The 12,393-nt window shown below is 69.3% G+C and carries 12 protein-coding genes; 8 read left to right on the forward strand and 4 right to left on the reverse strand.

Going from position 1 to position 12,393, the window contains the following annotated elements:
* The first annotated feature begins 1 nt into the window (after position 1).
* Together B9Y95_RS09100 and B9Y95_RS09105 are read left to right on the forward strand one after the other, a co-directional pair.
* Complete coding sequence (locus tag B9Y95_RS09100) at positions 2–1,126, forward strand: ABC transporter permease (protein WP_085511546.1); 1,125 nt, start codon at positions 2–4, stop codon at positions 1,124–1,126.
* Complete coding sequence (locus B9Y95_RS09105; RefSeq protein WP_079704269.1) at positions 1,123–2,844, forward strand: dipeptide ABC transporter ATP-binding protein; 1,722 nt, start codon at positions 1,123–1,125, stop codon at positions 2,842–2,844. The genes B9Y95_RS09100 and B9Y95_RS09105 overlap by 4 nt, the downstream gene beginning before the upstream one ends.
* Positions 2,845–2,940: 96 nt before the next feature.
* Here B9Y95_RS09105 and B9Y95_RS09110 read toward each other — a convergent pair whose 3' ends face one another.
* Positions 2,941–3,255: a YbjQ family protein gene (locus tag B9Y95_RS09110; protein ID WP_064294105.1), complete on the reverse strand. Its 315-nt coding sequence runs from the start codon at positions 3,253–3,255 to the stop codon at positions 2,941–2,943.
* Positions 3,256–3,465: 210 nt separating this feature from the next.
* Here B9Y95_RS09110 and B9Y95_RS09115 point away from each other — a divergent pair, with 210 nt between their 5' ends.
* The 6 genes from B9Y95_RS09115 (at position 3,466) to B9Y95_RS09140 (ending at position 9,555) form a co-directional block, all read left to right on the forward strand.
* Positions 3,466–3,696 carry a hypothetical protein gene (locus B9Y95_RS09115; RefSeq protein WP_085511547.1) on the forward strand — a complete coding sequence of 77 codons (231 nt, stop codon included), beginning with the start codon at positions 3,466–3,468 and terminating at the stop codon, positions 3,694–3,696.
* Between the two features lie 116 nt (positions 3,697–3,812).
* Positions 3,813–5,531 (forward strand): bifunctional 3'-5' exonuclease/DNA polymerase, encoded by a 1,719-nt coding sequence (locus B9Y95_RS09120; RefSeq protein WP_085511737.1) that lies wholly within the window; start codon positions 3,813–3,815, stop codon positions 5,529–5,531.
* Between the two features lie 374 nt (positions 5,532–5,905).
* Positions 5,906–7,009: an ABC transporter substrate-binding protein gene (locus B9Y95_RS09125; RefSeq protein ID WP_370282215.1), complete on the forward strand. Its 1,104-nt coding sequence runs from the start codon at positions 5,906–5,908 to the stop codon at positions 7,007–7,009.
* Between the two features lie 76 nt (positions 7,010–7,085).
* Positions 7,086–7,958 carry a carbohydrate ABC transporter permease gene (locus B9Y95_RS09130; protein ID WP_159453361.1) on the forward strand — a complete coding sequence of 291 codons (873 nt, stop codon included), beginning with the start codon at positions 7,086–7,088 and terminating at the stop codon, positions 7,956–7,958.
* On the forward strand, positions 7,955–8,839 hold the full coding sequence (locus B9Y95_RS09135; RefSeq protein WP_085511550.1) for a carbohydrate ABC transporter permease: 885 nt from the start codon (positions 7,955–7,957) through the stop codon (positions 8,837–8,839). The genes B9Y95_RS09130 and B9Y95_RS09135 overlap by 4 nt, the downstream gene beginning before the upstream one ends.
* An 11-nt stretch (positions 8,840–8,850) precedes the next feature.
* On the forward strand, positions 8,851–9,555 hold the full coding sequence (locus tag B9Y95_RS09140) for an alpha/beta fold hydrolase (protein WP_143736389.1): 705 nt from the start codon (positions 8,851–8,853) through the stop codon (positions 9,553–9,555).
* On the opposite strand, the gene B9Y95_RS09145 is transcribed toward B9Y95_RS09140, so the two are convergent.
* Genes B9Y95_RS09145 through hisD form a run of 3 tightly spaced genes read right to left on the reverse strand, consistent with a single transcriptional unit; the run spans position 9,546 to position 12,369 of the window.
* Positions 9,546–10,289 carry an HpcH/HpaI aldolase family protein gene (locus B9Y95_RS09145; protein ID WP_200811379.1) on the reverse strand — a complete coding sequence of 248 codons (744 nt, stop codon included), beginning with the start codon at positions 10,287–10,289 and terminating at the stop codon, positions 9,546–9,548. The genes B9Y95_RS09140 and B9Y95_RS09145 overlap by 10 nt on opposite strands.
* Entirely contained in the window at positions 10,286–11,044 is a 759-nt protein-coding gene (locus tag B9Y95_RS09150; protein ID WP_085511738.1) for an SDR family NAD(P)-dependent oxidoreductase, read from the reverse strand. The genes B9Y95_RS09145 and B9Y95_RS09150 overlap by 4 nt, the downstream gene beginning before the upstream one ends.
* Entirely contained in the window at positions 11,041–12,369 is a 1,329-nt protein-coding gene (hisD, locus tag B9Y95_RS09155; protein WP_085511552.1) for a histidinol dehydrogenase, read from the reverse strand. Before hisD ends, B9Y95_RS09150 begins: the two co-directional genes overlap by 4 nt.
* Positions 12,370–12,393: the final 24 nt, after the last annotated feature.

Below are 12,393 nucleotides of genomic sequence, written 5' to 3' on the forward strand. Positions count from 1 at the left end.
CATGAGTGCTCCGACAGCCACCACCGCCGTGCAGACCGCGCCCGCGAAGCGACCGTTGCGCGAACGTCTCCCCGTCGTCAAGCAGTTCCGCCAGTCCGTCGGGCTGCAACGGGCGATGCTCGTCATCGGTCTCGTCGTCACGGGCGTGTTCGTGCTCATCGCGATCCTCGCGCCGCTCGTCGCGCCCTACCGGTTCAACCAGCTGCGCGGCGACGACGGTTCGTTCGGTACGCAGCAGGCGCCGAACGCGACGAACCTCCTCGGCACGACCGTCGGTGGGTACGACGTCCTGTCCCGGGTGCTCTGGGGTGCCCAGACCGCGCTCTTCGTCATCGTGTCGGCGATCATCCTGTCGATCTTCATCGGCGTCCTGCTCGGGCTCGTCGCCGGGTACTTCGGTGGCTGGCTCGACCGCGTGCTCGTGGTCGTGTGCGACGCGGTCTACGCCTTCCCGTCGCTGCTGCTCGCGATCGTCATGTCGATCGTCATCAGCCGCGGGCAGTCGAGCCTCTGGGGCGGCATCCTCGCCGCCGCGATCTCGATCACCGTGGTCTTCATCCCGCAGTACTTCCGGGTGATCCGCTCCGAGGTCGTGCGCATCAAGAGCGAGGCGTTCGTCGAGTCGGCGAAGGTCATCGGTGCATCGAGCTCCCGCATCATGTTCCGTCACGTGCTGCGGAACGCGACCCGGACGCTGCCGCTCATCATCACCCTCAACGCCTCCGAGGCCATCCTCACGCTCGCGGGGCTCGGCTTCCTCGGGTTTGGCATCGAGCCGACCGCAGCCGCAGAGTGGGGCTACGACCTCAACCGGTCCGTCTCGGACGTCACGAGCGGCATCTGGTGGACCGCGCTGTTCCCCGGCCTCGCGATCGTGCTCGTCGTGCTCGGCATCACGCTCGTCGGCGAGAGCCTCAACGACCTGTCCGACCCGCGTCTGCGCAGCCGTCGTCGGGTCGGCGCGTCGAGTGGATCGGTTGCAGCGACGTCGAGCATCACGACGACCGGTGGCACGCCCGACAGCCCCGGTGGCGCCGGGATGATGGACGCCGAGTCGCTGGGTGCCGTGAGCGACGCCGCGGCCGACAGCGATCTGGAGAACCGACGAGAGGACGAGCGCTCATGAGCCAGTCGACGCCGACCACCGGTCCACGCGACCTCGGCACCAAGGACATCGTCAGCATCCGCGACCTCGGGGTCTCGTTCTCGACCGACGCCGGCGCCGTGAAGGCGATCAACGACATCTCGCTGTCGGTCGCGCCGCGCGAGATCGTCGCGATCGTCGGTGAGTCCGGCTCGGGCAAGACGGTCACGGCCAAGACCATCCTCGGTCTGCTCCCGGAGACGGCGACCGCCTCGGGTGCCGTCGTCCTGCGCTCCCGCGACGGTTCGACCGAGCAGGACGTCGTCACGGCGTCGGCGGAGCAGCTGCGGTCCATCCGCGGCAGCGACGCGGCGATGGTGTTCCAGGAGCCGTCGACGGCCCTCAACCCCGTCTACAAGGTGGGCTGGCAGATCGCCGAAGGCCTCCGCGCGCACGGGTCGTACACGAAGGCCGAGGCACGGGCCAAGGCCATCGACATCCTGCGTCGCGTCGGCATCCCGGAGCCGGAGGAGCGGGTCGACTACTTCCCGCACCAGTTCTCCGGCGGGCAGAAGCAGCGCATCGTCATCGCGATGGCGCTCGTGCTCGACCCGGGCCTCATCGTCGCCGACGAGCCGACGACGGCACTCGACGTCACGGTGCAGGCGGAGATCCTCGACCTCCTGCGTCGGTGCCGCGACGAGTTCGGGACGGCCATCGTCCTCATCACGCACAACATGGGCGTCGTGGCCGACCTCGCCGACCGCGTCGTGGTCATGTACCAGGGCGACATCGTCGAGGAGGCTCCCGTGCAGGAGCTGTTCTCCTCGCCGAAGGCCGAGTACACGAAGAAGCTGCTGTCCTCGGTGCCGCACGTCGGCCGCGGTAAGAGCTCCGCACCGGCAGAGGTCGAGCGCGGCAAGCAGCTGCAGCTCGGCGAGCCGGTGGTGGTCGCGAAGGGACTCGAGATCGAGTACCCGGGTCGCTTCGGCCGTGCCGGGTTCCGGGCGGTCAAGGGCGTCGACTTCACGATCCACGCGGGCGAGGTCCTCGGCCTGGTGGGTGAGTCGGGGTCGGGCAAGACGACGATCGGCCGCGCGATCGCCGGGCTCACCAAGGTGACCGGCGGCTCGCTGTCGGTGCTCGGTGTGGAGATGAACCGGGTGAAGGAGCGCGAGTTCGCTCCGAAGCGTCGTGAGATCGGGTTCGTGTTCCAGGACCCGGCGACGAGCTTCAACCCGCTGCTCACGATCGCGGAGTGCGTGGCGGAGCCGCTCATCGTGCACGGGCGCTTTGGCGACGCACGCGCGGCCCGGCGTCGGGTGGACGAACTACTCGAAGCGGTCCAGCTGCCGAAGGCGTTCGGCGACCGGTTCCCGCACGAGCTCTCCGGTGGGCAACGGCAGCGCGCTTCGCTCGCGCGGGCGTTGGCGCTCGAACCGGCACTGCTGGTCGCTGACGAGCCGACCTCGGCACTCGACGTGTCGGTGCAGGCCCGCGTGCTGGAGCTCTTCGCCGAGCTGCAGCGTGAGTTCGGGTTCGCGTCGCTGTTCATCAGCCACGACCTCGCGGTGGTCGACATCCTCGCCGACCGCATCGTCGTGCTGTACCGCGGCGACATCGTGGAGGAGGGGCCCGGCTCAGCGGTGCTCGGTGCGCCGAGCGACGTCTACACGCGTCGACTCCTCGCGTCGCTCCCCGTGCCAGACCCGGCCGAGCAGGCCGTGCGTCGCGAGGAGCTCAAGCGCCTCCGCGCCTGACCCTTCTTCGGTCCGTGAGCCACCCACCCGGTCACTGAGCTTGTCGAAGTGCGCCCTTCGACAGGCTCAGGGACCGGGGTGGCTCAGGCCCCGTGCTCAGCCGAGCTTGACGGCGGTGCCGTAGGCGACGACCTCCTGGTAGTTCTGGCCGACCTCGGCCGCGTCGAACCGCATCGCGAGCACCGCGTCGGCACCGAGGGCGGTGGCCGCCTCGATGAGTCGCTGCTTCGCTTCCTCGCGGCTCTCCGCGAGCTGCTTGGTGAGCCCGGAGAGCTCACCGCCCAGCAGTGCCTTGAAGTTGGCGCCGAGTTGCACGCCCGCGTTACGTGCACGGACCGTGAGTCCGGTCACCTCGCCCAGCACCTCGGTGACCTGGCGGCCGGGGACATCGTTCATCGTCGAGATCAGCATGCTCGCAGTCTGGCACCGCTGCGCCCACCCCCATAGGGGGGATGTCCCGGCATCCAGGGCCTGACCCCGCTCACCGACCTTTCCCCGGTCACTGGGCTTGTCGAAGTGGAAGCACAGAGGCGCCTCACCCTTCGACAGGCTCAGGGGCCCCCGACATCGTGCGCCGAGGATGTCCAGACGGTCGACACGAGGGCGATCTAACATATCTGCATGTCAGACATCGAACCCCCGGTCACCAGAGCCGGCCCACAGCCGCTCCAGATTCGCCAGGGTCTCACGGCCGGATCGATCGTCGCCGCGTTCCTGACGGTCATCGTCGGCGTCCGAGCGGGCTTCGGCGTCGCCGAGTACTTCGGCTCGGCGCTCTGTTTCGCCGAGCTGGTTCTCGCGGCGTACCTGGTCATGACGCGGGTGAACCTGGCCCGCGGCCGGAGCCGCTGAACGCCCGAGTGCTGCCCGCACGAGACCCGGAGGGAACGCGTGATTCCGTCCGGGTCTCGTGTCTCCAGCGAGAGGTCGCGTCGGGCGAGGTCGGCGGGTGACGGCAGACTGGGGTGGTGCACATCGTCCTCCAGCAGCTCGACGGCGCCCGCGTGCGCGTCGTGCACCTCGAGGACCGCCCCACTTCATCCGGCGAGCCACCTCCGGTCTCCGAAACCACCATCCCGCGCGCCGACCTCGCGGCCTTCGTCCGGCGTCTCGAAGCCGAGCCGAACCCGCCGCGCTGGGTGTGGGACGACACCACGCTCTGGTACCCGGCGCTCCTCGCTGTGGGTGTCCGGGTGGCCCGCTGCGTCGACCTCCGGCTCTCCCACAACCTCCTCCGCAACGCCGCCTTCACCGCCGACTCCGCCCTCGCGACGGCTCCGGCCGGACCGTGGGACGAGGTCCTCGACCCCCGCGTCGCCCAGCGCGCGGAGGCCGTCGGGACCCTCTTCGACCTCGACCTCCCGGGTGGCGAGCGCGATCCCGTCGCCGAGTTCACCCTCCAGCGCGACGCCGTCGACGGCGCGACACCACAGGGACGCTCGCAGCTCGGACTCCTCCTCGCCGCCGAGTCCGCCGGTGCCCTCATCGCCACGGAGATGACCTTCGCCGGTCTCCCATGGGACGCCGAGGCTCACGACCGCATCCTCGCCGACGCCCTCGGTCCCAAGGTGCCGCCCGGGGTCCGCCCGGCGAAGCTGGCCGCAGTCCTCGAGGAGGTCAAGGCCGCCCTCGGGGTGCAGGAGCTCAGCCCCGAGTCACCGGGCGAACTCCTCAAGGCGCTCCAACGTGCCGGCATCAACGCGACCTCCACTCGGCAGTGGGAGTTGCAGGAGATCGAGCACCCCGTCATCGAGCCGCTGCTCCGGTACAAGAAGCTGTCCCGCCTCCTCACCGCGAACGGTTGGACGTGGGTCGAGACCTGGGTGAAGAACGGACGCTTCCGTCCCACCTACGTGCCCGGCGGGGTCGTCACGGGCCGTTGGGCCTCCGACGGTGGCGGTGCCCTCCAGCTCCCGCACCAGGTCCGCGGTGCCGTCCTCGCGGACGAGGGGTGGCGTTTCGTCGTCGCCGACGCCGCGCAGCTCGAACCACGGATCCTCACGGCGATGTCCGGCGACCGCGCGATGGCCGATGCCGGACGCGGCGTCGACCTCTACCAGGGCATGGTCGACGTCGGCGCGGTCGACACCAGGCCACACGCGAAGATCGCGATGCTCGGTGCCATGTACGGCGCGACGACGGGGGAGAGCGGGCGCCTCCTGCCCCGACTCACCCGAGCGTTCCCGCGAGCGATCGAGTTCGTCGAGACGGCCGCCAGGGCCGGTGAACGCGGCGAACGGGTCAGCACCCGGCTCGGCCGCACCTCACCGCTGCCCGGCGAGACCTGGCGGGAGATCCAGTCGGCCGCATCGATGGAGGGTGCCAACGCCGCCGCGACCCAGCGTGCCCGCATGGAGGCTCGCAGCTGGGGCCGCTTCACCCGCAACTTCGTGGTGCAGGGCACTGCCGCCGAATGGGCGCTCTGTTGGATGGCCGGGCTCCGGACGCGGCTGCAGGCGCTCGCCGCAGAGACGGTCGGTCCGGCGGCTGCGCTCACCGAGTCGGCCCACCTCGTCTTCTTCCTCCACGACGAGATCGTCGTCCACTGCCCCGAGCACCAGACCGAGCGGGTCGTCGCCCTCGTGCGTGAGGCGGCGGCCGAGGCCGGTCGTCTGATCTTCGGCACCGCGCCGGTCGAGTTCCCGGTCACCACCGCCGTCGTCACCTCCTACGCCGACGCCAAGTAGCCCGCGAACTGTCAGTTGATGCGGGTGTTCGCGGCCCGCACTGTTCCGAAGTGACAGTTCGCGGGCTGGGACGGGAGAATGAGCCACCGACTGCCGTATACGTATTCAATCGAATACGGCCCGTGGAATAAGGCTTCCCTAAGTCCACTGCATACGTATACCATCGGCGCATGGTACTCATCAGATATCGGGCGACGCCGATGATCGCACTGGCAGCGGTGGGCGTTCTCGCCCTCACCAGCTGTGGCGCGGGCAGTCGCACCGGCAACGCGAATGCGACAACGGTGTCGTGCGGATACACGGCTCCCGAGGGCAAGACCACGGTCAACGTCCTCGCCTACAACTCGTCGGCCATCGACCCCTTCACGGACACGATGGTATCGAGTTGCTCCACCGACGACGTCACGTTGAAGCACGACCCGATCGACTTCGGCGGACAGGTGACGAAGACGACCGCGACGCTCGCGGGCGACACCGGGACGTACGACATCATCGAGACGTACGGCTTCGTCATCCCCGGCCTCGCCGAGGACGAGAAGCTCGTCCCACTCGACGACCTCTACGACGAGCTCGCCGAGGAGTACGACCTCGACGCCCTGAGCGAGTCGATGCGCGCAGGCATGTCCTACGACGGCAAGCTGTACGCCCTGCCCATGCAGGCGCAGATGTTCGTCACGGCCTACCGCACCGACGTCTTCGACGACCTCGGCCTCAAACCGCCGACCACCTTCGACGAGATGATCACGGCGGCCGAGGCCATCAAGCAGGCCGGTGTCATGGAGTACCCGATCGCCCTGCCGTGGCTCGCCACTGCGGACGTGTCGACGAGCTACCAGGCCGCGATGAACTCGCTGGGCGCGGACTTCGTGTCCGCCGACGGCGAGGTCACCCTGGACACGCCGGAGGCCAAGCAGGCCCTGGAGGCGATGCTGTCGCTCAAGCCGTACATGGATCCGCAGGTCACGACCTTCGACCAGCCGAAGGTGCAGCAGCAGATGTTCAACGGGACGGCGGCCATGTCGATCATGTTCTCCGGCCGGATGAACGACCTGACGCTGCCGGCCAACTCGAAGCTGTCGGACTCCTTCGGCTTCGCGGGGGCTCCGAAGCTCACCGCGGACGCGCCCTACTCCTACAACCGCCTGTCCATCGACGGCTGGTCGATCCCCTTCAACACGAAGCTCGACAAGAAGATGCTGTTCACGATGATGGCGTCGGCGGTCAGCGAGAAGGCGTCCAAGGCCTCCGTCCCGGCCGCCTACCCGGCTCGGGCCGACATGGTCACGGACGAGAACTCGCCCTACGGGGCGGCGGCCAACGACTCGATCGACTCGGCCATGCCGCCCGTCGTATCGCCCTACCTGGCCGACATGACCAATGAGATCCGTCCGATCCTCGTCGAGGTGCTCAACGGCAACCTCTCCGTCGACGACGGCCTGGCACAGATGCAGGCCGCCGGCGAGAAGATCGCCGGCTGATCCACCGAGTGCAGGATCCGATGGGTGCGGCCCGGACGAACGGTCCGGGCCGCACCGTCTCCGAGGAGGGATGTCGATGAAGACACGCGAGTTCTGGGTGCTGTTCTTCCCCAGTCTGCTGGTGATGGGGGCGCTGCTCGTCCTGCCGCTCGTGCGGACGGTGCAGTGGAGTTTCGAGCAGGTCCGCTACGGCGTGCCGGGGGAGTTCGTCGGCTTGGCGAACTTCGTCGAGGCGCTCACCGACGTCCGGTTCGGGCGCGCCGTGCTCTTCACGGTGAGTGTCACGGTGGTCACCACGATCATCCTGCTCGTCGGCGGGTACATCATCGCCACGGCGGTGAACCGGCTCACCATCACGCGACCGCTCGTCCTCGGCATCATGCTCGTCTCGTACGTGCTGCCGAACCTCGTCGGGGCCGTCGCGTTCTCCTGGTTGTTCGACGACAGCTTCGGCGGGTTGGCGAACCGGATCATCGAGGCCTTCACGGGCAATCAGGTGCTCTGGTTCACCGATCAGGTGCCGAACGGCATCCTCGTGATCGCCAACACCGTCTGGAGCATGATCCCGTTCGCGATGCTCATCATCCTGGCGGGTCTGCAGGGAGTGCCGTCCGAGTTGAAGGAGGCCGCCCGCATCGACGGGGCGAGCTCGTTCCAGACCCACCTGCACGTCATCATCCCCACGATCCGCGGGGTACTCGGCTTCGTCACGCTCATCACGATCATGGACGTGCTCCGCATGTTCGACAACCTCATCCCGTTGTCACCGCAGGCGCAGTCGATCGGCAACGAGTCGATCATGCTCTACGTCTACTCGGTCGCCTTCGCGGACGGTGCTCAACGCCTCGGTCTCGGCAGCGCGATCAACGTGCTCACCATCCTCCTCATCCTCATCATGCTCATCCCGTTCATCCGGGGGATCTTCAAGGAAGCGAAGGCCGAACGATGACCATCAAGCCGCTCGACCTCTCCACCCGCGCGATCACGACGGGTGGCGCGCCACGGCGGAAGCCGACACGTCGGCGACCGCTCACCGGCATCCTGCTCGGTCTGCTGTGCGTCCTCATGCTGAGCCCGTTCATCTGGATGACGCTGTCGGTCACGAAACCGACCGACGTCGCGTTCGCGAACCCGCCGGTGTTCTCCGGGTACACGCCGACGCTCCAGGCCTTCGTCGACCTGTGGCAGACGACCTACTTCGCCGACTACCTCGTGAACACGCTCGTCGTGGCCGTGGTCTCGACGGTCCTCGCGCTCGTCATCGGCATCCCGGCTGCGTACGCGCTGTCGCGGTTCCCCAGCTACGTCTCCGCGCTGCTGCTGGTGCTCGCCCTCGTCTTCCGCGCGCTTCCCCGCTTCGCCGTGGTCCTGCCGATGTACGACATCAGCAAATCGCTCGGTATCTACGACACCACCTTCGCGCTCGCGCTCGCCCTCGTCGCCATCAATCAGCCGTTCACGATCTGGCTCCTCCGGAACTTCTTCGCGGAGATCCCCCGTGAGCTCGACGAGGCGGCGATGATCGACGGGTGCAGTCGGATCGGCATGCTGCGTCGGGTCATGATCCCGCTCATGGGTCCGGGCATCCTCACGGCCGGGATCTTCGTGTTCCTCTTCGCGTTCCAGGAGTACCTCACCGCGCTGGTGCTCACCGACTCGTCCTCGAAGACGGTGCCGGTGTTCATCGCGACCCAGCTCGGGCAGACCCTCCCGATGCTGCAGCAGGCCGGGGCGGCTTCCATGCTGCTCACCATCCCGGTGGTCGTGATTGCGTTCATCGCGCAGAAGTACCTCGTCGCGGGCTTGAGCGACGGCGCCGTCAAGGGGTGAACGGGTCGGCCGTGCGACCACCGCTCGTCCTGCTTCCCGGGATGAACTGCACCGGCGACCTCTGGGCGGACGTCACCGTTCCGGGCTCGATCCGATGGCCGCTCGCCGAGCGGTCGGTCGCCCGGCAGGTGACGGAGCTGCTCGACGGCCTCCCGGAGCGCTTCGTGATCGCCGGACTGTCGCTCGGTGGGGTGATCGCCATGGAGACGGCCCTGGCCGCACCGGACCGGGTCGCGGGGTTGTGCGTCATGTCGGTGAACGGGAGGGCGACGACCGCGGTGCAGCACGAGGCGTGGCGCGCGTGGCGTGACCGACTGGCGGCCGGTGGGACGCCGGCCGAGCTGCAACGGGAGATCCTGCCGTCGCTGGTGCCGACGGCGGTGCGCGGTGGCCGACCCGACCTCGTCGATCGCGTGCTCGGCATGGGTGCGCAGACGACGGCGGATCGGCTCGACGCGCAGCTCGCGCAACAGCTCAGCCGACGGCCACTGCTCGACCGGCTCGCGGCGCTCGACCTCCCGACACTGGTGGTCTCCGGAACCGCCGACCCGATCTGCCCTCCCGTGTTCCACGACGAGATCGCCACCGCGGTGCGCGGTGCGCGACTCGTGTCCGTCGACGCCGGACACCTCCCGCCCCTCGAACGCCCCGATGTGGTGCGAGCCGTGCTCGACACCTGGTTGGCGGAGGTGGCGGGAGGGCAGCGTCAGCGCTGACCGGTGACGAAGCCGCGCAGCTCCGCCATCAGAGCGTGGGCGAGGTTCACGACGACGAGACCGGCTCCGGCGGAGAAGGACTCCGCCGCCGCCGTCCGGGTGCCGACGATGTCCATGCGCAGGGCGCCGGACCGGGCCAGTTCCGCGTGCACGGCGGTGATGGACGCACCGACGGGCGGATCCTCCGGGCCGGTCGACGCGGCGAGGTCCGCCGGGCCCACCAGGATGCCGTCGAGCCGCGGGGTCGCCACGATCTCGCCGACCGCTGCGACGCCGGCAGGCGACTCGACCATGCCGATGAGGAGCGTGTGCTCGAGGAACCACCGGCTGTGCTCCTCCGGCGTGTTGAGGCCGAAGCGGCCGGCGCGGCTGTAGGTGGCGAAGCCGCGGGATCCGACCGGCGGGTACATCGCCGCATCGACGACGGCTGCGGCGTCCGCGGCCGAGTCGAGGTGCGGCGCGACGATGCCCTGGGCACCCTGGTCGAGGATGCGCAACACCTGCGCGGTGTCGTGCTGCGCGACCCGGACGATGACCGGGACGCCGTGGATCGAAGCCAGCGCGATGTGCTGTCGGAGGGCGACCACGTCGGCCGGCCCGTGCTCGGTGTCGATCAGGATGAAGTCGAAGCCCGCGACCGCCGCCATCTCCACGAGCTCCTCCGCCGGCATGCGCAGGAGGACTCCGAGGAGGCGGTCCCCGCGCCTGGCCCGCTCGCGCAGCGAGGCGCTCACGCGATCATCCCCGCGGACAGGTCCACGTCGGAGCCGCACAGACCCGGCATTGCGAGCATGGCGAGGACGGCGGCGCCGACCTCCTCCTCGGTGACCATGCGCCCGAGCGCGGCCCGGGAGACGAAGGCGGCTTCGGCGGCTTCGACGCTCGCCCCCGAGCGTTCGGCCTCGAGCCGGAAGTTGCGTTCCATACGAGGCCCGCTCACCGGGCCGGGGGAGAGGGTGTTGACCCGGACGCCGGCCGGACCGACCTCGAAGGCGAGGGTGGACGTGAGGCCGATGACGGCCATCTTCGAGGCGCAGTACGGCGTGCGGTGCGCGAGCGGGCGTTTGCCCGACACCGATGCGATGTTGACGACGTCGCCGTCGCCGCGAGCGGTCATGCCGGGCAGGAACGCCCGGCAGAGCAGGTAGGTGCCGCGGACGTTGACCGCGAACACCTCGTCCCAATCCGCCGGCTCGATGTCGGTGAGCGCGGCGACCGGGCCCGGGACGCCGGCGTTGTTGACGAGGATCGAGACCTCCGTGTCGGCGAGGGCGTCGCGGAGTTCGTCGACGGACGCGGGCGTCGCGACGTCGCAGACGGCGGTGCGGGTCCGACTCCCCAGCCGGTCCCGCACCGCGTCCAGTCGCCGCTCGTCCCGCCCGACCAGGACGAGGTCGGCGCCGGCGGCGTGCAGCGACGTCGCGATCGCCGCGCCGAGACCGCTTCCGCCACCCGTGACGAGCGCGGTGCGGCCGCGGAGGTCGGTCACGGCGCGGCCGTCCCAGCGGTCTGCGCCTCGTCGATCCACGGGAAGTCCGTTCCGCGGTGTCGCCAGACGCGGGCATCGCCGGAGCGCGCGTGTCCTTCGAACAGTTCGACGCGGGCCGCTCGTCCGCAGACCTCGCCGAGGTCGGCCGACGAGGACGGCTCGACGATCTCCTGGTAGGTCACCGTCCGCAGGTACTTGCCCACCCAGAGCCCACCCGTGTAGCGGGCCGCGCCGAGGGTGGGGAGCACGTGGTTCGTGCCGATGACCTTGTCGCCGTAGGACACACAGGTGTCCTCGCCGAGGAAGAGCGCGCCGTAGTCGTGCATCCGGGTCAGGGCTTCCCGCGGGTGCTCCGTGAAGACCTGGACGTGCTCGAACGCCAGGCTGTCGGCGATGCGGTAGGCCTCGTCGAGGTCCTCGGCGACGATGACCTGCCCCCAGTCCCGCCAGGCCGGCTCGGCGTAGTCGCGCGTCGGCATCCCGGGGAGCAGACGCTCGATCCAGTCCATCACCTGTTCGCCCAGCGTCTGCGAGGTCGTCACGAGGACTGCGGGCGACTCGGGGCCGTGCTCCGCCTGGGAGAGCAGGTCGACGGCGGTGAAGAACGGGTCCGCATGCTCGTCGGCGACGATCAGGATCTCGGTCGGGCCGGCGAACAGGTCGATCCCGACCTCTCCGAACAACTGGCGCTTGGCCTCGGCGACGTAGGCGTTGCCCGGTCCGGCGATGAGGTTCACCGGCCTGATCGTCTCCGTGCCCACGGCCATCGCCGCGACGGCCTGGACGCCGCCGAGCAGATAGATCTCGTCGGCCCCGGCGAGCTTCATGGCCGCGATCGTTGCTGCGGGGATCTCACCTCGGATCGGCGGCGTGCAGGCGACCACCCGCGGGACGCCCGCGACCTTCGCCGTGATGATCGTCATGTGAGCGGACGCGGTGAGCGGGTACTTGCCGCCGGGGATGTACGCGCCCGCGGCCTGAACGGGCACGTGCTTCTGGCCGAGGAGGACACCCGGCAGCGTCTCGACCTCGATGTCGACGAGTGAGTCCCGCTGCGCCTGGGCGAAGCGGCGGACCTGTGCCTGCACGAACTCGATGTCGGCGATGACCTGCGGGTCGAGCGTCGCCATGATCTCGTCGACCTGCTCGTCCGACAGGCGGTACGAGTCGCGGCTCGAGCCATCGAACTGCTCGGCATAGCGACGGACCGCGGCGTCACCGTCGGTCCGGACGTCGCCGATGATGCCGCGCACGCGTTCGGCGACATCCAGTTGTGCGGTGTCGGCGAAGGTCTTCGTCGGCGCGTTCTTCAAGTGCAGGGGCATCCCGTCTCCTTTGACTGCATACGT

The organism is Plantibacter flavus, from assembly GCF_900177615.1.
Classification (GTDB): Bacteria; Actinomycetota; Actinomycetes; order Actinomycetales; family Microbacteriaceae; genus Plantibacter; species Plantibacter flavus.

Bases quoted from the DNA above. Each gene is read 5' to 3' on its own strand.
- B9Y95_RS09100 (WP_085511546.1), top strand. From the start codon at position 2: ATGAGTGCTCCGACAGCCACCACCGCCGTGCAGACCGCGCCCGCGAAG.
- B9Y95_RS09105 (WP_079704269.1), top strand. From the start codon at position 1,123: ATGAGCCAGTCGACGCCGACCACCGGTCCACGCGACCTCGGCACCAAG.
- B9Y95_RS09110 (WP_064294105.1), bottom strand. From the start codon at position 3,255: ATGCTGATCTCGACGATGAACGATGTCCCCGGCCGCCAGGTCACCGAG.
- B9Y95_RS09115 (WP_085511547.1), top strand. From the start codon at position 3,466: ATGTCAGACATCGAACCCCCGGTCACCAGAGCCGGCCCACAGCCGCTC.
- B9Y95_RS09125 (WP_370282215.1), top strand. From the start codon at position 5,906: ATGGTATCGAGTTGCTCCACCGACGACGTCACGTTGAAGCACGACCCG.
- B9Y95_RS09130 (WP_159453361.1), top strand. From the start codon at position 7,086: ATGAAGACACGCGAGTTCTGGGTGCTGTTCTTCCCCAGTCTGCTGGTG.
- B9Y95_RS09135 (WP_085511550.1), top strand. From the start codon at position 7,955: ATGACCATCAAGCCGCTCGACCTCTCCACCCGCGCGATCACGACGGGT.
- hisD (WP_085511552.1), bottom strand. From the start codon at position 12,369: ATGCCCCTGCACTTGAAGAACGCGCCGACGAAGACCTTCGCCGACACC.